This window comes from Luteimonas sp. 22616 (assembly GCF_052044325.1).
Classification (GTDB): Bacteria; Pseudomonadota; Gammaproteobacteria; order Xanthomonadales; family Xanthomonadaceae; genus Luteimonas.
The window spans coordinates 2,317,325-2,337,414 of the sequence record NZ_JBQEMW010000001.1 but is presented as its reverse complement, the minus strand read 5'-3'; the positions used below and the strand labels follow the sequence as shown (position 1 = coordinate 2,337,414).

Here is a 20,090-nt window from a genome sequence, read left to right as displayed (position 1 = left end):
CGCATCGGGTTCGCGGAGCCGGCGGGAATTTTCCGAGAGGGCATCCTGCCCTCGCGGAAAACGCCGCACATCCATGTGCGGCGCCCTTGCGGGTTTTGCCCGCCGGCTCCGCCGCTTCGGAGGGGCCCCGAAGATCAAAGGCGAAGCACAGCGACAGCGGATCCTTGTGGGAGCGGCCATGGCCGCTCCCACAAGGCCTCCGGCGATCAGACCTTTTCGGCGTACGGCGACACCCCGTTCGGCGTCCGCTTGAAGCGCCGATGGATCCACAGGTACTGCGCAGGCGCGGCGCGGACCATGGTTTCGATGCCTGCCATCACCCGCGCGGTGTCGGTGGCGGCGTCCTTCGAAGGGTAGTCGTCGAGCGCCGGTCGCAGCGTCAGCGAGTAGCCGCCATCGGCGCGGCGGGCGTGCTGGAACAGCACGACGGCGGCGCCGGACATGCGCGCGAGCTGGTGGGTCGAGGTCAGGCTGTGTGCCGGCTGGCCGAAGAACGGGACGTAGACGCTGTCGCCGCGGCTGGGATCCTGGTCGGGGGCGTACCACAACAGGCCGCCGCGCTTGAGGTGCTTCACCGCGCCGCGCACGTCCTGCTTGGGGAACATCGCCGCGGCGTAGCGCGCGCGGCCGCGGCGCACGGCCCATTCCATCGCCGGCTGCGCGTGCGGGCGATACATGCCGGCGAGCGGGATGTGGTCGCACATCAGCCGGCCGCAGACTTCCAGCGTGGTGAAGTGGCCGGAGACGACGATCACGCCGCGGCCGCCGGCGCGCGCGGCGGCCATGTGTTCCAGCCCCTCGACCTCGATCCCGCGCCGCAGCGGGTCGACCGAACCCCACCACGCGCGCGCGAACTCGAACACGCCGATCGCCAGCGACCGGAAATGCTCGCGCAGCAGTTCGTCGCGCGCGGCCGCATCGAGCTCCGGGAAGCACAGTTCGAGATTGCGTTGCGCGATCCGACGGCGCTCGCCCAGCAGCGTGCGCAGCAGCGCGCCCAGCGGCCGGCCGAGCGCGCGCTGCCACGACCACGGCAGCCGTGCGAGCAGCGCCATCGCACCGATGCCCAGCCATGCCGGCCAGTGGCGCGGGCCGAGGGGGGGCGGACCGATGTCGGGAGTTGCGCTCATGCGGCGATTCTACCGGTGGCAAGCGCAGGGCCGGCGGGCCGTGCAGCGATGGATCCTTGTGGTAGCAGCCATGGCTGCGATGCGGTTGTCATCGGATCCATCGCGGCCATGGCCGCTCACACCATGTGATCTCCACCACAGGCGCACCGGCCACCGACCACCGGCGACGGCCTTCTTCGCTATCCTTCCCCGATGCGGAACGACCCGATCGAACACCTGCTGCGCGCCCTGTATTCGGCCGCGCTGTATTTGCTGGTGCCGGTCACGGTGTATCACCTGATCTGGCGCGGTTTCCGCCAGCCTGAGTACTTCCAGCGCTGGAATGAGCGCTACGCCGCGTACGGCGCGCAGGCGCAGGGCGAAACGGTCTGGATCCACGCGGTTTCCGTGGGCGAGGTGGGTGCGGCAGCGCCCCTGATCAACGCGCTGCTGCGTGAGCGGCCGGACCTGCGCCTGCTGGTAAGCACAATCACGCCCACCGGTTCATCGCGTGCGCGCGCGTTGTGGGGCGACCGCGTCGAGCACGTCTACCTGCCCTACGACCTGTCCGGCGCGGTGCGCCGCTTCCTCAACCACTACCGGCCGCGCCTGGGGCTGATCGTCGAGACCGAGCTGTGGCCGAACCTGCTGTTCTGCTGCCGCGACCAGGGCATTCCGGTCTACATCGTCAACGCGCGCCTGTCCGAGCGCTCGCTGCGCGGTTACCGGGTACTGCGGGCATTGGTCGGGCGCGCGCTGCGAACGCTGCGCAAGATCGCCGCGCAGTCGCGGCCCGATGGCGAGCGCTTCGTGCGCCTGGGCGCCGACCGCGACGCGGTCGTGGTCACCGGCAACCTGAAGTTCGACATCGCGATGGATCCGCGCTGGCAAGCGTCGGTGGCCACGTTCCGCACGCATGCCGGCGCGCGCCTGGCATGGATCGCCGCCAGTACCCACCCCGAAGAGGAAGCGGCGGTGGTCGCGATCCACCGGCGCCTGCGCGAACGCTGGCCCGACCTGCTGCTGCTGTGGGCGCCACGCCATCCCGAACGCTTCCGGCCGGTGTCGCAGGCCGCGATCGACGCCGGCTGGCGCGTGGCCACGCGCCGGCTCACCCGCTGGCCCGACCAGGACGACGCGGTGTTCGTGATCGACACCCTCGGCGAGCTGATGGATTTCTATGCCTGTGCGCAGGTGGCGTTCGTCGGCGGCAGCCTGCAGGACATCGGCGGCCACAACATGCTGGAACCGGCGGCGGTCGGTACCGCGGTGGTCACCGGGCCGCACCTGCACAATTTCGCCGACATCGCCCGGCAGATGCGCAGCGTCGATGCGATGTGCGTGGGCGAGGACGCCGATGCGGTGGGCGATGCGATCGAGGCACTGCTCGCCGACGACGCGCGCCGCGCCGCGATGACCGCAGCCGGCATGGCGCTGGTGACCCAGGGACGCGGTGCGCTCGCGCGCACGCTGGGTCTGGTCGGGCGGGACCTGCCGCGCAAACCGGCCTGAACGAACTGGCGCGGACAGGGCGCCTGAAAACACGGCGGCCCGGCATGGGCCGGGCCGCGGAAGCAACAGATGGAGGCGGGGCTTACTGCGCCTGCGGTTCGCTGGATGGCGTCGCCGATTCGGTCGACAGCTGCGCATTGGCATCGACGGTGAGCAGGCGGTTGACGTCCTGCACGTCGGTGTATTCCAGCGAGCCGGCCGACTGGTCGAGCAACAACCGGTTCTGCAGGTAGTTGTACTTCGCGATGGCATAGGCCTGGCGCGCGTTGAACAGGTTCTGCTGGTTGATCAGCACGTCGAGCACGGTACGCGTGCCGACTTCCAGGCCCACCTGCGAGGCGTCGTAGGCCGCGTCGGCGGAGACCACGGCCAGCCGCCGCGCCTCGATCTCGCTGATGCCGGCCACCAGGGTCTGGTACGAGTTGCGGGTGTTGCGCTCCACGGCGCGCTTCTGCTGCTCGAACTGGTCCTGGCGGATGTCGCGGTTGGCGATCGCCTCGCGCACGCGCGACTGGGTGGCGCCGCCGGAGAAGATCGGCACGGTCAGCGTCAGGCCGATGCCGCGGCTTTCGCCCGCGCGCGTCGTTGACGTGGGATCGGTGGGATCGGGGATGAACTCCGGCCCGCCCCAGCTGTCCCGGTTGCCGTAGCTGGCACCGAAGCTCAGCGTCGGATAGTGCCCGCCGCGCGCGGACGAGACGCCCTGCTCGGCAGATTTGACCTGGTATTCGCTTGACTTGAGCGAGGGGTTGTTCTCCATCGCCGAGGCGACCCAGGTGTCGGCGTCTCCACCTGCCGGCAGCTCGGGCCGGAAGTCGTCCGGCAGGCCCTTGAGGTTGCTGATTCGGGTGCCGGTGATCTCGGTCAGCGCCTGGTAGGCATCGGCCAGCGCGTTGCGCTGGGCAATGGTGTTGGCGCGGGCGCTGTCGTACTGGGCACGCGCCTCGTGGACGTCGGTGATCGGCGCCAGGCCCACTTCGAGGCGCTTGTCGGCGTAGTCGAACTGGCGCTTGAGCGCGGTCTCGGCCGCCTCGGCGGCGGAAAGGGTCTCGATCGCCACCAGCACGTTGAAGTAGGCGGCGGAGGTCCGGGTGATCAGCGAATCACCGGCGGCCTCCAGGTCGTAGTCGGCCGCGTGGCTGAGCGCGTTCTGCGCACGCACGTTGGCGATGCTGCTCCAGTTGAAGACCGTCTGGTCGAGGTTGGCGCTGTAGCTGCGCGTGGTCGGGTCCGAGTAGTCCTGGCCGGCCACGTGCGAGCGCGACAGCGAGGCGCTGCCGTTGATCTGCGGCAGCAGCTGGGCGCGCGCCTGCACGGCGCCTTCCTTCTGCGCGAGGCGGCCGGATTCGGCCGCGGCAAGCTGCGGGTCACCGGTGCGGGCGAGCTCGTACGTCTGCAGCAGGTCTTCGGCGAACGCCGAGGCCGGCAACAGGGCGGCCAGGGCGAGCGCGAGGGCGAGGGGGCGGCGGCTCATGCGGGGTTCCTTTGGATCAGGGCACTGGGTTTCAGGGCGCGGGGATTGCGGGCGCGCGGTTTCAGAACACGAAGGCGGGCACGGGGGCCGCGCCGACGAGATAGGGAAGGTCGGTCTCGAACAACGATTCAGTGCGGATGCCGTTGACGTCCTGGCGCAGCAGCGCCGCGTCCAGCACCGGCGGGTTGCCGCGGACCACGAACATGCGCCCACCCGGACGCAGCCACTGCAGGAAACGTGACGGCACCGCGGCGACGGCGCCGGTGACGCAGATCGCGTCGAAGCGGCGGTCGGTGTCCCAGGTCATCGCATCGGCGACCTCGACCGCGACGTTGGCGATGCCCTGCGCCTGCAGGCGCGCGCGGGCGAGGTCGACGAAGTCGGCGTGGCGCTCGAGGCTGACCACGTCGCGCGCCAGCATGCCCAGGCAGGCGGACAGGAAACCGCTGCCGGTGCCGATCTCCAGCACTTCATCGCCGGCTTCGAGTTCCAGCGCCTGCAGCGCGCGGCCTTCGACGACCGGCTTCATCATGCGTTCGCCGTGGCCGAGCGGCAGCTCGATGTCGGCGTAGGCGAGCGCGCGGTGGGTTTCGGAGACGAATGCCTCGCGGGGCAGGCGGACCAGCACGTCCAGGACGCGCACGTCGAGCACGTCCCAGGGACGCACCTGCTGTTCCACCATCGTTTCGCGGGCCTTGGTGTAGTCCATCATCACTGGTCTCTCTCGGGGTCTGGTGCGGTCAGCCCGCTATTTTAACGGTGTTTTCCCCCTGTCCCCGCTTTGGCGGACGGGAACAGGATGGCTGTTGCAGAACAGCAGCACGCAGTGCCGGAAGTCACCGCGACCGCCGGCACCGTGCGGGCGGTCACGCGCGGACGCCGCCGGGGCCGCGGCTCGCATAGGCGCGCAGGAACATGTCCACTGCCGCCGCGAGGTGTTCGTCCACCGGGCGCCCGCCCTTGCCGCAGCCGAAGACCAGCCGTGCGTGCGCCTCGCCCTTGAGCAGGGCGAAGAATTGCGAGGCGGCGAGCTGGACGTCGGCGATCTCGAGTTCGCCGATGTCGACGCGCTTTTGCAGCAGCGCCGCGAAGATCGCCTGGGTGCGCTCGGGGCCGGCCTGCCAGAAGACCGCCGGCAGCGGCGAGCCGGTGATCTGCGGCGTGCACATGATGCGGTGGCCGGCGATGGCCTCGGGCGAGCTGACCATCGCGAAGAAGGCATGGGCGATCGCCAGCAGGCGCTCGCGCAGCGGCGTGTCGGGGGACGGTTCGAACAGTGCGTCGGGCAGCTTCGTTTCGCAATGCGACTTGACCGCGGCCGCGAACAGCGCTTCCTTGTCGCCGAAATGGCTGTAGACGGTGAGCTTGGACACGCCGGCCTCGGTGGCGATCTGGTCCATGCTGGTGCGTTCGTAGCCGTGCACGGTGAACATGCGCTTGGCGGCCTCGAGGATCGCCGCGCCCTTGGCGAGATCCTTGGGGCGGCCCGGGCTGGCGTGCCTGGCAGGCGCAGCGGCGCCGGGCTTGCGGGCTGGGGGAACTGACATATCCTAATACTAGACCAATCGGTTCTGTATTTATAGGCGTGACGCCGTCGCCGTTGCCAACCGTTGCGACTTCGGCGGGCAACCCGGGCCGCTCCGGCTTCCACCGCGGCGCGCATTCGGCGCTAGACTCGGGCCGGCGAGCGAGGCCGGCGCGTCCGGTCTGCCGGCAGAATCGGAGCGAAGCGGTGGAACCGACCGATATCCGCAACCCCGACACCTTCCACAAGGTCGTCGACTGCCAGTGGGCCTGCCCGGCGCATACGCCGGTCCCCGAGTACATCCGCCTGATCGCCGCCGGCCGCCATGCCGATGCCTACATGGTGAACTGGCACTCCAACGTTTTCCCCGGGATCCTCGGCCGCACCTGCGACCGCCCCTGCGAGCCGGCCTGCCGGCGCGGCCGGGTGGAGGAGAACAACGGGCCCGAGTCGATGCGCGAGAAGCCCGAGCCGGTGGCGATCTGCCGGCTCAAGCGCGTCGCAGCCGACCACAAGGGCGACGTGCGCGCGCGCATGCCCAGGCCCGCCGCGCAGCCGAACGGCAAACGCATCGCCTGCGTCGGTGCCGGGCCGTCGTCGCTGACCGTCGCCCGCGACCTCGCCCCGCTGGGCTACCAGGTCACCGTGTTCGAGGCCGATCCGAAGGCCGGCGGCTTCATGCGTACCCAAGTGCCGCGCTTCCGCCTGCCGGAGGAGGTGATCGACGAGGAGTGCGGCTACATCCTCGACCTGGGCGTCGAGTTCATCGGCGACCGGCGCATCGAATCGATGAAGGACCTGCTGGCGCAGGGCTTCGACGCGGTCTTCGTCGGCAGCGGCGCGCCGCGCGGCCGCGACCTCGACCTGCCCGGCCGCCAGGAGGGCGCGGCGAACATCCACGTCGGCCTCGACTGGCTGGCCAATGTCTATTTCGGCCACGTCACGAAGATCGGCCGGCGCGTGCTGGTGCTCGGCGGAGGCAACACCGCGATGGACTGCTGCCGCTCCGCGCGCCGGCTCGGCGGCACTGACGTCAAGGTGCTGGTGCGCTCGGGCTTCGACCAGATGAAGGCCAGCCCGTGGGAGAAGGAGGACGCGCAGCACGAAGGCATCCCGATCCTCGACTACCGCGTGCCCAAGGCCTTCGTCCACGCCAGCGGCCGGCTCACCGGCATGACCTTCGAGCGCGTGCGCGCCGAGTACGACGACAAGGGGCGGCGCAAGCTGGTGCCGACCGGCGAGCCGGACGAGTTCCATCCCTGCGACGAGGTGCTGATCGCCGTCGGGCAGGAGAACGCCTTCCCGTGGATCGAGCGCGACACCGGCATCGACTTCGACGAATGGGGCATGCCGGTGGTCGACAAGGTCACGTTCCAGTCGAGCGTGCCGCACGTGCTGTTCGGCGGCGACGCCGCGTTCGGGCCGAAGAACATCATCTGGGCGGTGGCGCATGGGCATGCTGCCGCGATCTCGATCGACAAGCTGCTGCACGGCGAGGACACGCGCGAGCGGCCCGATCCGATGGTGCAGCTCGATTCGCAGAAGATGGGCATCCACGAGTGGAGCTACGACAACGCCGTCTCGCCCGACGAGCGCTACGCGGTGCCGTGGTCGGAGGCGGCCAGGAAGCTCGACAGCATCAGCACCGAGGTCGAGCTGGGCTTCGACGCCGCCACCGCCTGGAAGGAGACCCAGCGCTGCCTCAACTGCGATGTGCAGACCGTATTCACCAAGGACAAGTGCATCGAATGCGATGCCTGCGTCGACATCTGTCCGACCGACTGCATCACCTTCACCCGCAATGGCGACGAGGCCGACCTGCGCACGCGGCTGACCGCCCCGGCGCTGAACCTCGAACAGGACCTCTACGTGTCCGAGCCGCTGAAGACGATGCGGGTGATGGTCAAGGACGAGGACGTCTGCCTGCACTGCAGCCTGTGCGCCGAGCGTTGCCCGACCGGGGCGTGGGACATGCAGAAGTTCCTGCTGCTGGAGACGTATGCGGGGCCGGGATGCCGCAACAAGAAGCAGCGGGAGGCGGCATGAACGTCGAAGAGACCGCACCGTTCCCCCGATCGTCATTTCCGCGAGGGCGGGAACCGAATCCCGGCTCGTCATTCCCGCGAAGGCGGGAATCCAGTGACTTGGGCCCTTCCGCGAAGACGACCGCGGAGCAACGTCACTGGATGACCAGGCATTCGTCTGTCAGGAGCCCCGCCTTCGCGGGAATGACGACGAAAGGAGTGGCCGCGCGCCGACGCCGGCATGCGTCGGGAGGCCGCACGTGACTCCAGCCCACACTGCGCTCCAATCCATCAACGACTTCGTCGTCAAGTTCGCCAACGTCAACGGATCCGGTTCCGCATCGGCCAACGAGCTGTTCGCGAAATCCATCCTGCGCATGGGCGTGCCGGTCAGCCCGCGCAACATCTTCCCGTCCAACATCCAGGGCCTGCCGACCTGGTACGAAGTACGCGTGTCCGAACGCGGCTGGCTCGGCCGCCGCGGCGGCGTCGACCTGATGGTGGCGATGAACCCGCAGACCTGGGACGCCGACGTGGCCGAGATCGAGCCCGGCGGCTACCTGTTCTACGACAACAGCAGGCCGATGCCGAAGTCGAAGTTCCGCGACGACATCACCATCATCGGCGTGCCGCTGACGCAGATCTGCAACGCCACCTACGACGATCCGCGCCAGCGGCAGCTGTTCAAGAACATCATGTACATCGGCGCCCTGAGCGCGTTGCTGGAGATCGATCCGGCGGTGATCGAGGCGTTGATCGGCGAGCAGTACAAGACCAAACCGAAGCTGCTGGCGCCCAACGTCGAGGCGTTGCACCTGGGCCGAGCGTGGGTGCGCGAGCACCTCCTGGATGCGGATCCCTCCGCAGGAGCCCGGCCCTCCATGGCCGGACTTTCCAGCCAGGGGATCGGGCTGCGGGTGCGCAAGGCCGATGCCGTCGGCGACCGCATCTTCGTCGAGGGCAACGCTGCCGCGGCGCTGGGCTGCGTGTATGGCGGCGCGACCGTCTGCGCGTGGTATCCGATCACGCCATCCTCGTCGCTGGCCGAGGCGTTCCAGAAGTATTGCCAGAAGTACCGCGTCGATGAGCAGGGCAGGGCGCGTTTCGCGGTGATCCAGGCCGAGGACGAGATCGCGTCGATCGGCATGGTCGTCGGCGCCGGCTGGAATGGCGCGCGCGCGTTCACCACCACCGCCGGCCCGGGCATCTCGCTGATGAACGAGTTCATCGGCCTGGCCTACTTCGCCGAGATCCCGGTGACGATCCTCAACGTGCAGCGCGGCGGGCCATCGACCGGTATGCCGACGCGCACCCAACAGTCCGACGTGCTGGCCTGCGCCTACGCGTCGCACGGCGACACCAAGCACGTGCTGCTGTTCCCGGAGGACCCGCGCGAATGCTTCGAGTTCGCCGCCGCCGCGTTCGATCTTGCCGACCGGTTGCAAACGCCGGTGTTCGTCATGAGTGACCTCGACATCGGCATGAACCAGCGCCTGTGCGCGCCGTTCGCGTGGGACGACGCGCGTGCCTACGACCGCGGCAAGGTGATGACGGCCGAGCAGCTGGAGCAGGGCCGGGAGTTCGCGCGCTACAAGGACGTCGACGGCGACGGCATCCCCTGGCGCACCTGGCCGGGCACGCATCCCGACAAGGGGGCGTATTTCACCCGCGGCACTTCGCGCAATCCGCAGGCGCAGTATTCCGAGCGCGGCGCGGATTACGTCTACAACATGCAGCGGCTGCTGCAGAAGTTCGACACCGCCAGGTCGCTGGTGCCGCAGCCGATCCTTTCGCAGCCCGCAACGCAGGCGCCGCACGGCGCGATCTTCTACGGATCCACGAGCCCGGCGATGGCAGAAGCGGTCGAACACCTGCAGGCCGATGGGGTTGCCATCGACACGCTGCGCATCCGCGCGTTCCCGTTCCCGGAATCGGTGCGCGAATTCATCGACGCGCACGAGTCGGTGTTCGTGGTTGAGCAGAACCGCGACGGGCAGCTGCGTTCGCTGCTGGTCAACGAGTTCGGCATCGATCCGGCGCGGCTGGTCGCGGTGCTGCACTACGACGGCACGCCGATCACGGCGCGGTTCATCGCGGGCGCGATCAGTGAACGCGTTTCGGCTTCCTTCTCCCTCCGGGAGAAGGTGGCGCATAGCGCGGGATGAGGGCGGGGAATGACTGGCCAACCAACCTTCATCGCGAACGGAAAGTCCGTTCCCTCATCCGCCCTTCGGGCACCTTCTTCCGTAGGGAGAAGGGAACAGCACGAGCCAAGCCCATGACCTACCTCGCCAAGCCAAAACTCCACCACCCCTCGCTCGGCTGCAACGCCATCGGCTTCACCCGCCGCGACTACGAGGGCAAGATCAGCACCCTGTGCGCGGGCTGCGGCCACGATTCGATCTCGGCGGCGATCATCCAGGCCTGCTGGGAGCTCGACATCCAGCCGCACCGCGTCGCCAAGCTCTCGGGCATCGGCTGCAGCTCCAAGACGCCGGACTATTTCCTCGGCCAGTCGCACGGCTTCAACACCGTGCACGGGCGCATGCCGTCGGTGCTGACCGGCGCCAACCTCGCCAACCGCGAACTGATCTACCTGGGCGTGTCCGGCGACGGCGATTCGGCATCGATCGGCATCGGCCAGTTCGTGCACGCGATCCGGCGCGGCGTCGACATGGTCTACATCGTCGAGAACAACGGCGTGTACGGGCTGACCAAGGGCCAGTTCTCGGCCACCGCCGACCAGGGTTCGGTGTCGAAGAAGGGCGTGGCCAACACCGACAGCCCGCTGGACATGGTGACGATGGCGCTGCAGTTGGGTGCCAGCTACGTGGCACGCGGGTTCTCCGGCGACAAGAAGCAGCTGGTGCCGCTGATCAAGGGCGCGCTGTCGCACCGCGGCGCGGCCTTCCTCGACGTGATCAGCCCCTGCGTGGCGTTCAACAACCACGCCGGCAGCACCAAGAGCTACGACTACGTGCGCGAGCACAACGACGCGGTCAATCAGCTCGACCCCGGATCACGTCCGGGGCAGGCTGTGATCCTGCCGCGCGCGGAGATCGCGGTCGACTACGAGGCCGGCGACACCATCGACGTCGAGCAGCACGACGGCTCGGTGCTGCGCCTGCGCAAGCTGGACGCCGACTACGACCCGCGCGACCGGATCGCGGCGATGAACCTGATCCAGCAGCGCCACGCGCGAGGCGAGGTGGTGACCGGGCTGCTCTACATCGATGCGGAAGCCGGCGACCTGCATGGCCACCTCAACACCGTCGAGGTGCCGTTGAACTCGCTGGGCGTCGAGGAACTGGACCCGGGCAGCGCCGTGCTCGAACGGATCAATGCCTCGCTGCGCTGATTCCGCGGGCATGCATCACGGCCCCGTCCTTCAGTCGTCGTCGTCGCCCTGCAGCACCTTGCGCTGCATGGTATCGAGATAGGCATCGGCCTCGGCAGTCGAGGCGAAGATCTCGTTCATCGGCACGGCCTTGACCAGGTCGAAGACCTTCTGGATCTGCGGCTGCGGGTTCACCACCAGCACCTTGCCACCGCGCGGCGACAGCGCCTTGCGCGCCTTGAAGATCGAACGGATGCCGGCGCTGCTGATGTAGTCCAGCCCGCTGAGTTCCAGCACCAGGACATGCCCCCGCGGCGGCGCCTGCAGCAGCGGAGCCAGGCGTCCATCCAACTGGGCGTAGCTCTGCGTGTCCAGGCGTCCGGTCAGGAACACGTACTGGTTGCCCTTGACGGGCGGTTCGATCCGGATGTCCAGGCTCATGCTTGCTCCTCCTGCGTCGGAATGCGCAAGATCACTTTCAGCAGGTTGAAACCTCCGTCACGACGATAGCTGATTTCCTCCGCCAGTTGCCTGATCAGGTGCAGGCCGAGACCACCGATCGGGCGATCTTCGATGTCGGCGTCGAGATCCGGCGCCGCTGCGGCGGTGGGGTCGAAGGGCGCGCCGTCATCGCTGAACTGCAGGCTCAGCCGATCGCCGTCGATGCCGATGTCGACCGACAGTTCGCGCTCCCCGGCCGCGACGTCCGCTCCGCCGTGCTCGATGACGTTGCTGGCCAGCTCTTCCACGATCAGGCGCACGTCGTCGCGCACGCCGCGCACTACGCAGTGGCGGCTCAGCACGGCTTCGAGCGAGGCATTGAGGTCTTCAACGCGTGCATGTTCGCCGGGGACGATCAGTTTGATCAGCATGGAACCGCTCCTGTCTGGTGCTGGGCTTCGGCATCCACGGCGGGGCCTTCGCCCAGCCGGATCGCCAACACGGTGATGTCATCGGATTGTGGCGCACCGTCGGCGAAACGATGCACTTCGTCGACCAGTCGCCGGCAGTGCTCCAGCGCGCCGCGGCCAGGGATCGCCAAGGCGAGCAGGCGTTCGCTGCCATAGGCTTCGTTGTCGTGGTTGAAGGCCTCGGTGACGCCATCGGTGTAGGCCAGCAGGCTGTCGCCGGGCGCGAGTCGGCAGTGCCACAGCGGGAACTGTTCACAGACCTCGAATCCGAGCGGCGGGCCGTTGTCGAGCGCCAGCAGTTCCGCATGCCCGTCTGCGCGCAGCAGCAACGGCGGATCGTGGCCGGCGCTGGCCAGGATGCAGGCGCCGGTGCGCACGTCGATGCAGCCGCACAGCACGGTGGCGAACATGCAGGTGTCGTTGCCCTGCACCAGCCGGCGCGAGGCCTCGGCCAGCAGCTGCGATGGCGAGTCGGCGGTCTGTGCCGCCACCTCCAGCACGGTCACGGTGCGGGCCATGAACAGCGCCGCCGGCACGCCCTTGTCGGACACGTCGCCGATGACGAACCACAGCTCGCCGTCGCCGCGCTCGATGAAGTTGTAGAAGTCGCCGCCGACCGCCTTGGCCGGTTCCAGCACGGCCTGTGCGTCCAGCAGCGCGCGGCCGCGCTCGATCACCGTGCCCAGCGGCAGCATCGCCTGCTGGATGTCGCTGGCGATGGACAGTTCGCTCTCCAGTTTCTGCCGCGCCGCGCCCATCTCCTCGATCTCCAGCAACTGCTGCCGGATGGAGGTGCGGGCGTGCTCCAGGGTCCGTGCCAGCAGGCCGACTTCGTCGCTCCGCACGACATGCGCCACCGGCGTGTCGTACTCGCCCCGGCCCAGGCGGGTTGCCGATGCGGCCAGCTGTTCGACGGGCAGGCTGATCTGCTTCGCCAGCCTGCGCACCAGCAGCGTGCCGATCCCCGCCAGCACCATCGCCGCTGCCAGCAACAGCAGTAGCGCGCGGTTGAGCCGGGCGACGATCAGGGGATAGGACTGCGCCACCAGCAGCGACCAGCCGCTGGTGCCGACCGGTTCCACTACGGTGTAGCGCTTCTCGCCGCTGAGGCTGTCGGTGTGCACGTAATAGGTTGACCGGTGCACGCGCACGGCCTGCGCCGCCGGTTCCAGGTCGTGGCGGGCGTAGCTTGCGATGTATCCATCCAGGGTGTCGCGCAGCGCAATGTCCGGGATGCTGCTCATGGCAATCGAACCGGCGGGCGCGACCAGGGTGGCGCGCCAGCCGGGCAGGTAGGCGAGCGATTCGATCGGCGCCACCAGGTCATCCAATGCCAGATCGAGGCTGACCATGCCTGCGGGGCTGCCGTCCTCGCCCCGCGGCAGCCGCAGGTTGTAGGTCACCCGCCAGACCTTGCCGGCGGTGTTGTTGAGGTAGGGCTCCGACCACCAGCCTTCGCCCCCTTCGTCCAGGGTGCGGCGGTACCACGCCTGGCTGCGGTAGTCGTAGCCGTCGGCGACGAAGTCGCGCTGCCGGCCGTCGCTGCCGAGATAACGGGCGAAGCCGGGGTCGTCCGGGTGCGCGGGTTCCAGCGCGAGCAGGCCGCCGCTGATGCCGGGTGTCGCGTCGACGGTGGAGCGCAGCGCCGTGGCCAGCTGCGCGGGTTCCAGGTTGGCGTGCACCACCAGGTTGGCCAGGTTGCCGGCGGCGATTGCCACCGTGCCCAGGTTGCCATCCAGCCGCTCGGCCGCCTCGCGGGTGCTGGCGCGGGTGTCGCGCTGCGCGCTGTCGACGATGCGTTCGTGCAGCAGCAGGGCGGCGGACACGAAGATCAACAGCAGCAGGGCCGCCGCCAGCGCACCCGACCACAGGGCGACATGCGTGCGCAGGCTGCGGCGCCAATGGATGGCGCCGAGCGGAACCTGTGACTGGATCGTTTCCCCGCTTCCGGGCATGCCGGCGTCCCCCTGCGGCGATCATAGTCCGGCGGTAACGGCCAAGATCGACGCCGGCGTCCCAGTTCCCGGTTCCCGATGTCGATGCGGCGTCCGGCGCGGTCTGCGCCGGCAGGCATTCCGGCTACGCGCCGGCCATGAGGTCCGCGCGTGGGCCCGCCACCGGCGAGACGTAGGTGCGCGCGTCGAAGCCGGCATCGACGAAGCCCGCGCGCATCGCCGGTGCGGCGACCTCGGCTTCCGTCTTCGATGCAAACCAGGCGAACACGCTTGGTCCCGCGCCGGAAATGCTGGCGCCCAGCGCACCGCAATCCAGCGCCGCGGCCTTGACCGCCGCGAAGCCGGGGATCAGCGGCGCGCGGCGCGGTTCGACCAGCAGGTCCTGCAGGCCTTCGCGGATCAGTGCGGCTTCCCCGCGCTGCAGGCCGGTGAGGAACAGCGCCAGGTGCGCGCTTTGCTGCACCACCAGCGGCAGCGGGTAGGGTTCGGCGAGCACTTCGCGCGCGCGCCGGGTTTCCAGGACCTGGTCCGGATGCACGACCACGCAGTGCAGCCAGTCGGGTGCGGCCAGCCGGATCATGCGCTGCGCGGTGGCCATCACCACGCCGCCGAGCAGCATCGGCGCGACGTTGTCGCCCTGGCGGCTGTGGCTGGATACGGCTTCGCCGTCGATCGCGAACGGGTACAGCGCCTCGCGCGGCAGCGGGTTGTCGAGCAGTGCGTTCGCCGCCACCAGCGCGGCCACGCACGAGGCCGCCGAGCCGCCGAGGCCGGCGCCGACCGGGATGCCTTTCTCCAGCGCCAGCTCGAAGCCGAAATCCAGGTCGAGCGCGCCGCGCAGCGAGGCCAGCGCCTGTCCCGCGGTGTTGCGTTCGACCGCCAACGGGATCGAATCCGTGCCCGTGGCGTCGCCGGTGATGGTCGCGATGCGGACGCCCGGCTGTTCGATGCGCCGCACGCTGGCGATATCGCGCGGGCCGTCGATGCTGTGCCCGAGCAGGTCGAAGCCGACGCCGATGTTGCCCACGCCCGCGGGCGCGAAGGCGCGAACGATGTCGCCCCTGGCCTTCATGCGCGGACGCCGCGCGCGGAGGCTGCGGGACTTTCCGCATCGGATGGTCGGATCAGCGGCATCGTTTCTCCTTCGGCCGCAAGGCGGCTGTGCGCATTCTCACGCGATTGCCGGGGTCGCGTCAGCCTGGGCGAACTGGAGGGGACCGGGTTCAGATTCGCGGTAACGCGCCGCCGCGCCGCTGGCCTGCGGCGGCATGACGTGGTCCAATGCCGCTTGAAGCGGGGGTACCGGACGTCATCCGGTTGAGACAGTCCCTTCGAACCTGATCCGGGTGATGCCGGCGTAGGGAAGCTTCGCAGAACCACGTGGGAGGGGCTTCAGCCCCGACAGATCGCCGACCCGGGACTGTTCCTTTGCGTGATGCCTGCGCCGCCGCTTCGTCCAGACCCACTCCAGGACGAATGCCATGAACGCAGTGCCTGCCTCCCTGCTGCAGCAGACCGAACAGCTGTCCGAATCCGTGACCCGGCCGATCCCCGGTTCGCGCAAGATCCACGTCGAAGGCTCGCGCCCGGACATCCGCGTGGCGATGCGCGAGATCACGCTGTCGCAGACGCCGACCCTGTTCGGCGGCGAGGACAACCCGCCGGTCACCGTCTACGACCCGTCCGGGCCGTACACCGATCCGGACGCACGCATCGATCTCGCCACCGGCCTGGCGCCGCTGCGCACGCGCTGGATCGAGGAGCGGGGCGACACCGAACTGCTGTCGCAGCTGAGTTCCGAGTTCGGCCGTGGCCGCGATGGCAACGCGCGGCTGGACGCGGTGCGCTTCCCCAACCGCAGGCTGCCGAGGATCGCGAAGGCCGGCGCCAACGTCAGCCAGATGCACTACGCGCGCAAGGGCATCATCACCCCCGAGATGGAATACGTCGCGATCCGCGAGAACCAGCGCCTGGATGCGGTGCGCGACGCGATGCTGCTCAAGCAGCACCCGGGCGAAGCCTTCGGCGCCAGCATCCAGAAGTTCATCACGCCGGAGTTCGTCCGCGACGAGATCGCCCGCGGCCGCGCGATCCTGCCCAACAACATCAACCATCCCGAAAGCGAGCCGATGATCATCGGCCGCAACTTCCTGACCAAGATCAACGCGAACATCGGCAACAGCGCCGTGAGTTCGGGGATCGCGGAAGAAGTCGAAAAGCTCGTCTGGGCGATTCGCTGGGGCGGCGACACGGTCATGGACCTGTCCACCGGCAAGCACATCCACGAGACCCGCGAGTGGATCATCCGCAACTCGCCGGTTCCGATCGGCACGGTGCCGATCTACCAGGCGCTGGAGAAAGTCGACGGCCGCGCCGAGGAACTGACCTGGGAGATCTTCCGCGACACGCTGGTCGAACAGGCCGAGCAGGGCGTGGACTACTTCACCATCCACGCCGGCGTGCTGCTGCGCTACGTGCCGCTCACGGCGAAGCGCGTCACCGGCATCGTCTCGCGCGGCGGCTCGATCATGGCCAAGTGGTGCCTCTCGCACCACCGCGAGAGCTTCCTGTACGAACACTTCGAGGACATCTGCGAGATCATGAAGGCCTACGACGTGGCCTTCTCGCTCGGCGACGGCCTGCGCCCGGGCTGCATCGCCGATGCCAACGATGCCGCGCAGTTCGGCGAACTGGAAACCCTCGGCGAACTGACCAAGATCGCGTGGAAGCACGACGTCCAGACCATGATCGAAGGCCCCGGCCACGTGCCGATGCAGCTGATCAAGGAGAACATGGACAAGCAGCTGGCCGAATGCGGCGAGGCGCCGTTCTACACCCTCGGGCCGCTGACCACCGACATCGCGCCGGGCTACGACCACATCACGTCCGCGATCGGCGCAGCGATGATCGGCTGGTTCGGCACCGCGATGCTGTGCTACGTGACGCCGAAGGAGCACCTCGGCCTGCCCAACCGCGAGGACGTGCGCGACGGCATCATGGCCTACAAGATCGCCGCGCATGCGGCAGACCTGGCCAAGGGCCATCCCGGCGCGCAGGTGCGCGACAACGCGCTGAGCAAGGCGCGCTTCGAGTTCCGCTGGGAGGACCAGTTCCACCTCGGCCTGGATCCCGAAAAGGCGAAGGAATTCCACGACGAAACCCTGCCCAAGGACGCGCACAAGCTGGCGCACTTCTGTTCGATGTGCGGCCCGCATTTCTGCTCGATGAAGATCACCCAGGACGTGCGCGACTACGCCGCCGAACACGGGGTCGACGAAGCGGCGGCGCTGGACGCGGGCATGGCCGAGAAGTCGGCGGAGTTCCGGGCCCAGGGCGCGGAGGTCTATCGCCAGGGCTGAATCCGCCACGACGCGGGCGGCGGACCGTTGCCCGCGTCAGCCGGGATTCACCGAATACCGCCGCCGCTCACGCCGGAAAGCGGGGAGGCCGTGATAGCGTTTACCCACCACCCCAACGGAGGTGTCGTCATGAAAGCTTCGCATCGATTCGGCGCCTGGCTGCTGGCGGTCTGCGCGCTCGCGCTGCTCGCCGGCTGCGCCACCGGGCCGCGGATCAGCACCGACGCCGATCCCGAGGCCGACTTCTCGCGCTACCGCACCTGGGCTTTCTACCAGCCGATCGCGATGGAGCAGTCGGGCTATTCGACCTTCCTCACCCAGCGCATCCGCGATGACGTGCGCCGCGAGATGGAAGCGCGCGGATATGTGTACGACGAAACATCGCCCGGCCTGCGGGTCAACTTCCAGGGCATCGTGCAGGAGAAGACCAACGTCTACAGCGTGCCGCGGACCGACTTCCAGTACTTCTACAGCTATCGCCACCGCGCCTACTACGCGGTGCCGTTCTGGTACGACGAAACCCAGGTGAGCCGGTACACCGAGGGCACGCTGACGGTCGACCTGGTCGACGCCGCGCGCAATCGCCTGGTCTGGACCGGGTCCGCGATCGGGCGGGTGACGCGCAAGGGGCCGCAGGAGCGGGCGGCGGACGTCGACCGCGCCATCGCCGAGATCTTCCTGCGCTATCCGTTCCGCGCCGGCAGCGGCGTCGGCAGCCTCCCCGCGCAATGACGCAGCGGCCACGATGAACTGGGCGCCACCGATCCTGGCGCCCTGGCGCCTAGCCCACGGCCTGCGCAAGCATCCATCGGCCATCCTGCTGGCCGTGCAGCTGCTGGGCATCCTGTCCTACCCGCTGATGGAGAACACCGGCATCGGCCGCGCGCTGTTCGGGGCGATGAGCATCGCCGTGCTGTCGCTGGTGCTGTGGGTGGTCAACCGCGCCTCCGCGCACTGGGTGGCGTGGCTGCTCGCGGTGCCGTCGGTGGCGATGTCGCTGCTGGCCAATTTCGCCGGCATGCCCGCGCTGTTGCCGTGGGCGCATGCGCTGGAGGCGATCCTCTACTTCTACGCCGTCGCAGGGCTGATCCGCTACATGCTCGGCGACATGCGCGTGACCACCGACGAACTGGTCGCGGCCGCCACCACCTTCACCCTGCTGGCGTGGGCGTTCGCCTATGCGTTCTCGGCCTGCCAAGCGTGGCTGCCGGGCAGCTTCAGCGATGTCTCGGTACCGCCGCAACCGCGCACGTGGATGGAACTGCTGTTCCTGAGCTTCAGTACGCTGTCGGGCGTGGGGCTGAGCGACATCGTCCCGCTCTCTCCGCTGGCGCGCGCGCTGACGATGCTGGCGATGTTCTCGGGCGTGATGTACATCGCCATCGTCGTGTCACGGCTGATCGCGCTGACGGTGATCCGGCAGCAGCATCGCTGAGGACCCAGGCGAGCCCGGCCGCAGCTGCGGCGACGACCGGCCTTTGGAGGAGCGGCTTCAGCCGCGAGCTTTTGCCGCCTGTCTTTGGCTTGCCGCAGGAAAGAACAAGCGTTCGCGGCTACAGCCGCTCCTGCAGAGCGGGCAGCTCAGGGCCGCGCGCGTTGCGCAACCTCGGCCGCGGTCTGCGGGGTGACTCGCCAGCTGTCCGCATCCTCGTAGACGAATATGACCGAGGCCTTTCCGCTGGCCTTGTCGAGCTTCACCACGCAGGCCCGCCAGGGATCCTTGTCTTCCACGCGGGTGGCGGCGCGCAGCTCGTCGATGCGATCCTCGAGCTCGAATGCCTCCGGCGTCGCCGGCTGCCCGGGCTCGTCGCCGACGTAGCGGAAGCCGTTGAGCGTCGACACGCCCTCGCCGTACCAGGCCACCAGCGCGTACTTGTCCCACGGCTGCGCGGCGACCTTGCGATCGCCGGCGATCATGCGGCCGATTTCGACGACCAGTGCATTCAGGATCGGTGCGTCCTTGTCCATCGGTGTTGCGGAACCTCGGGCTGGATCAGGCGTTGGCCATGTCCGCGCGGGAGACCCGGTCGAACTGCTGGCCGGCCTCGTTGCGGAACGTGACGCGCTGATCGTACACGACGCGTCCATCGGCCGGATCGGTCACCTCGTACGACACCCGGACCTTGTCCGGACGGTCCTGGTTGACCGGCGTCAGCTCGACGGTGATGTGCACGTCCTTGCCGCTGTCGACCCAGTCGGCCCACTCGTTCTCGAGTTTCTTGTAGGCGCTGACGTTGAAGTTGCCGTTCTGCGGGAACAGGTTTTTCAGGCCCTGGTCTTTGACGAAACGGTGGCCGATGAGGTGGCCGCCCTGGTCGCCTTCGATGCCGCGGTCGGCGGATTCGCCCTGCGCGCGGGTTTCCGCGGAACTGCGGTCGATACCGGTGAAGACTTCGCTCAGGTCGGCCTCGGCGCGGATCGGCCGGCCTTCGCTGTCGTTGGTCCAGGTGACGGTGTTCTCGCCGATGTGGGCGGTGGTCGTGGTGGTGCCGTCGACGCCGGTGGTGCTGCCTTCGGGCGTGTCGTCCTGGCGCAATGCGTCCGCGATACGCTCGCGCGGCGGTGCCACGTCGAGCAGCGGTGATGCCCAGGCCAGGGCATCGTCGAGCGCCTGCAGCGCTTCGCCGCCGCCGTCCTGTCGTGCGAGCGCGGACAACTGCGCGTCGTCCATGCCATCGACGATCTCGCGCGCCACCCACGGACGCGCGATGAAGGACGCGTCGCGCAGCGCGACGGTGATCGAACCGGCATCGAGTTCGGGCTTTCCAGCCGGCGTCGTGGCCAGGCTGTCGACCGGACACTGGGTAAACGGGCGAACCGGATCGAACATGCCGAACGTCTCCGCGGAGCGATGCCGCGCAGTGTGGCGATGTCCCGTACGGTG

17 protein-coding genes and 1 riboswitch are annotated in these 20,090 nt (G+C 68.7%); of the genes, 7 read left to right on the top strand and 10 right to left on the bottom strand.

Features of this window, described 5'->3' with window-relative positions; genetic code table 11:
* Positions 1-206: 206 nt before the first annotated feature.
* Positions 207-1,130 (bottom strand): LpxL/LpxP family Kdo(2)-lipid IV(A) lauroyl/palmitoleoyl acyltransferase, encoded by a 924-nt coding sequence (gene lpxL / locus ACTJIL_RS10790; protein ID WP_440755510.1) that lies wholly within the window; start codon positions 1,128-1,130, stop codon positions 207-209.
* A gap of 192 nt (positions 1,131-1,322) precedes the next feature.
* On the opposite strand from lpxL, the gene waaA reads away from it, so the two are divergent.
* Entirely contained in the window at positions 1,323-2,621 is a 1,299-nt protein-coding gene (gene waaA, locus ACTJIL_RS10785; protein ID WP_440755509.1) for a lipid IV(A) 3-deoxy-D-manno-octulosonic acid transferase, read from the top strand.
* Positions 2,622-2,703: 82 nt separating this feature from the next.
* Here waaA and ACTJIL_RS10780 read toward each other — a convergent pair whose 3' ends face one another.
* The 3 genes from ACTJIL_RS10780 to ACTJIL_RS10770 form a co-directional block, all read right to left on the bottom strand.
* Positions 2,704-4,095 (bottom strand): TolC family outer membrane protein, encoded by a 1,392-nt coding sequence (locus tag ACTJIL_RS10780; protein WP_440755508.1) that lies wholly within the window; start codon positions 4,093-4,095, stop codon positions 2,704-2,706.
* 61 nt (positions 4,096-4,156) lie between these two features.
* A complete protein-coding gene (locus ACTJIL_RS10775) occupies positions 4,157-4,810 on the bottom strand; it encodes a protein-L-isoaspartate O-methyltransferase family protein (protein ID WP_440755507.1) in 654 nt (217 codons plus the stop codon).
* Positions 4,811-4,961: 151 nt separating this feature from the next.
* On the bottom strand, positions 4,962-5,642 hold the full coding sequence (locus tag ACTJIL_RS10770) for a TetR/AcrR family transcriptional regulator (RefSeq protein ID WP_440755506.1): 681 nt from the start codon (positions 5,640-5,642) through the stop codon (positions 4,962-4,964).
* A gap of 185 nt (positions 5,643-5,827) precedes the next feature.
* Between ACTJIL_RS10770 and ACTJIL_RS10765 the strand changes: the two genes are divergently transcribed.
* The 3 genes from ACTJIL_RS10765 to ACTJIL_RS10755 all read left to right on the top strand — a co-directional run bounded on the left by ACTJIL_RS10765 (position 5,828) and on the right by ACTJIL_RS10755 (position 11,002).
* Positions 5,828-7,666 carry an FAD-dependent oxidoreductase gene (locus tag ACTJIL_RS10765; protein ID WP_440755505.1) on the top strand — a complete coding sequence of 613 codons (1,839 nt, stop codon included), beginning with the start codon at positions 5,828-5,830 and terminating at the stop codon, positions 7,664-7,666.
* Between the two features lie 238 nt (positions 7,667-7,904).
* On the top strand, positions 7,905-9,809 hold the full coding sequence (locus ACTJIL_RS10760; protein WP_440755504.1) for a 2-oxoacid:acceptor oxidoreductase subunit alpha: 1,905 nt from the start codon (positions 7,905-7,907) through the stop codon (positions 9,807-9,809).
* 113 nt (positions 9,810-9,922) lie between these two features.
* Complete coding sequence (locus ACTJIL_RS10755) at positions 9,923-11,002, top strand: 2-oxoacid:ferredoxin oxidoreductase subunit beta (protein ID WP_440755503.1); 1,080 nt, start codon at positions 9,923-9,925, stop codon at positions 11,000-11,002.
* 30 nt (positions 11,003-11,032) lie between these two features.
* Here ACTJIL_RS10755 and ACTJIL_RS10750 read toward each other — a convergent pair whose 3' ends face one another.
* The 4 genes from ACTJIL_RS10750 to ACTJIL_RS10735 all read right to left on the bottom strand — a co-directional run bounded on the left by ACTJIL_RS10750 (position 11,033) and on the right by ACTJIL_RS10735 (position 14,919).
* The gene (locus ACTJIL_RS10750) at positions 11,033-11,422 is read right to left on the bottom strand and encodes an STAS domain-containing protein (protein WP_440755502.1); all 390 of its coding nucleotides are present in this window, start codon (positions 11,420-11,422) and stop codon (positions 11,033-11,035) included.
* A complete protein-coding gene (locus ACTJIL_RS10745) occupies positions 11,419-11,853 on the bottom strand; it encodes an ATP-binding protein (RefSeq protein WP_440755501.1) in 435 nt (144 codons plus the stop codon). The genes ACTJIL_RS10750 and ACTJIL_RS10745 overlap by 4 nt, the downstream gene beginning before the upstream one ends.
* A complete protein-coding gene (locus ACTJIL_RS10740; protein ID WP_440755500.1) occupies positions 11,847-13,847 on the bottom strand; it encodes a SpoIIE family protein phosphatase in 2,001 nt (666 codons plus the stop codon). Before ACTJIL_RS10740 ends, ACTJIL_RS10745 begins: the two co-directional genes overlap by 7 nt.
* A gap of 124 nt (positions 13,848-13,971) precedes the next feature.
* Positions 13,972-14,919: a homoserine kinase gene (locus ACTJIL_RS10735; RefSeq protein ID WP_440755499.1), complete on the bottom strand. Its 948-nt coding sequence runs from the start codon at positions 14,917-14,919 to the stop codon at positions 13,972-13,974.
* A gap of 213 nt (positions 14,920-15,132) precedes the next feature.
* Positions 15,133-15,229: riboswitch (TPP riboswitch) on the top strand.
* A 99-nt stretch (positions 15,230-15,328) separates the two neighbouring features.
* Between ACTJIL_RS10735 and thiC the strand changes: the two genes are divergently transcribed.
* The 3 genes from thiC to ACTJIL_RS10720 all read left to right on the top strand — a co-directional run bounded on the left by thiC (position 15,329) and on the right by ACTJIL_RS10720 (position 18,641).
* The gene (thiC, locus tag ACTJIL_RS10730; protein ID WP_440755498.1) at positions 15,329-17,206 is read left to right on the top strand and encodes a phosphomethylpyrimidine synthase ThiC; all 1,878 of its coding nucleotides are present in this window, start codon (positions 15,329-15,331) and stop codon (positions 17,204-17,206) included.
* Between the two features lie 129 nt (positions 17,207-17,335).
* Entirely contained in the window at positions 17,336-17,938 is a 603-nt protein-coding gene (locus ACTJIL_RS10725; RefSeq protein ID WP_440755497.1) for a DUF4136 domain-containing protein, read from the top strand.
* Between the two features lie 13 nt (positions 17,939-17,951).
* The gene (locus tag ACTJIL_RS10720; protein ID WP_440755496.1) at positions 17,952-18,641 is read left to right on the top strand and encodes an ion channel; all 690 of its coding nucleotides are present in this window, start codon (positions 17,952-17,954) and stop codon (positions 18,639-18,641) included.
* Between the two features lie 146 nt (positions 18,642-18,787).
* Here ACTJIL_RS10720 and ACTJIL_RS10715 read toward each other — a convergent pair whose 3' ends face one another.
* Complete coding sequence (locus ACTJIL_RS10715; protein ID WP_440755495.1) at positions 18,788-19,174, bottom strand: hypothetical protein; 387 nt, start codon at positions 19,172-19,174, stop codon at positions 18,788-18,790.
* Between the two features lie 25 nt (positions 19,175-19,199).
* The gene (locus ACTJIL_RS10710) at positions 19,200-20,036 is read right to left on the bottom strand and encodes a DNA/RNA non-specific endonuclease (protein ID WP_440755494.1); all 837 of its coding nucleotides are present in this window, start codon (positions 20,034-20,036) and stop codon (positions 19,200-19,202) included.
* Positions 20,037-20,090 lie beyond the last annotated feature (54 nt).

Bases quoted from the DNA above. Each gene is read 5' to 3' on its own strand.
- ACTJIL_RS10715 (WP_440755495.1), bottom strand. From the start codon at position 19,174: ATGGACAAGGACGCACCGATCCTGAATGCACTGGTCGTCGAAATCGGC.
- ACTJIL_RS10750 (WP_440755502.1), bottom strand. From the start codon at position 11,422: ATGAGCCTGGACATCCGGATCGAACCGCCCGTCAAGGGCAACCAGTAC.
- ACTJIL_RS10755 (WP_440755503.1), top strand. From the start codon at position 9,923: ATGACCTACCTCGCCAAGCCAAAACTCCACCACCCCTCGCTCGGCTGC.
- ACTJIL_RS10720 (WP_440755496.1), top strand. From the start codon at position 17,952: ATGAACTGGGCGCCACCGATCCTGGCGCCCTGGCGCCTAGCCCACGGC.
- ACTJIL_RS10725 (WP_440755497.1), top strand. From the start codon at position 17,336: ATGAAAGCTTCGCATCGATTCGGCGCCTGGCTGCTGGCGGTCTGCGCG.
- waaA (WP_440755509.1), top strand. From the start codon at position 1,323: ATGCGGAACGACCCGATCGAACACCTGCTGCGCGCCCTGTATTCGGCC.
- ACTJIL_RS10780 (WP_440755508.1), bottom strand. From the start codon at position 4,095: ATGAGCCGCCGCCCCCTCGCCCTCGCGCTCGCCCTGGCCGCCCTGTTG.
- ACTJIL_RS10710 (WP_440755494.1), bottom strand. From the start codon at position 20,036: ATGTTCGATCCGGTTCGCCCGTTTACCCAGTGTCCGGTCGACAGCCTG.
- lpxL (WP_440755510.1), bottom strand. From the start codon at position 1,130: ATGAGCGCAACTCCCGACATCGGTCCGCCCCCCCTCGGCCCGCGCCAC.
- ACTJIL_RS10735 (WP_440755499.1), bottom strand. From the start codon at position 14,919: ATGAAGGCCAGGGGCGACATCGTTCGCGCCTTCGCGCCCGCGGGCGTG.
- thiC (WP_440755498.1), top strand. From the start codon at position 15,329: ATGAACGCAGTGCCTGCCTCCCTGCTGCAGCAGACCGAACAGCTGTCC.
- ACTJIL_RS10745 (WP_440755501.1), bottom strand. From the start codon at position 11,853: ATGCTGATCAAACTGATCGTCCCCGGCGAACATGCACGCGTTGAAGAC.
- ACTJIL_RS10770 (WP_440755506.1), bottom strand. From the start codon at position 5,642: ATGTCAGTTCCCCCAGCCCGCAAGCCCGGCGCCGCTGCGCCTGCCAGG.
- ACTJIL_RS10740 (WP_440755500.1), bottom strand. From the start codon at position 13,847: ATGCCCGGAAGCGGGGAAACGATCCAGTCACAGGTTCCGCTCGGCGCC.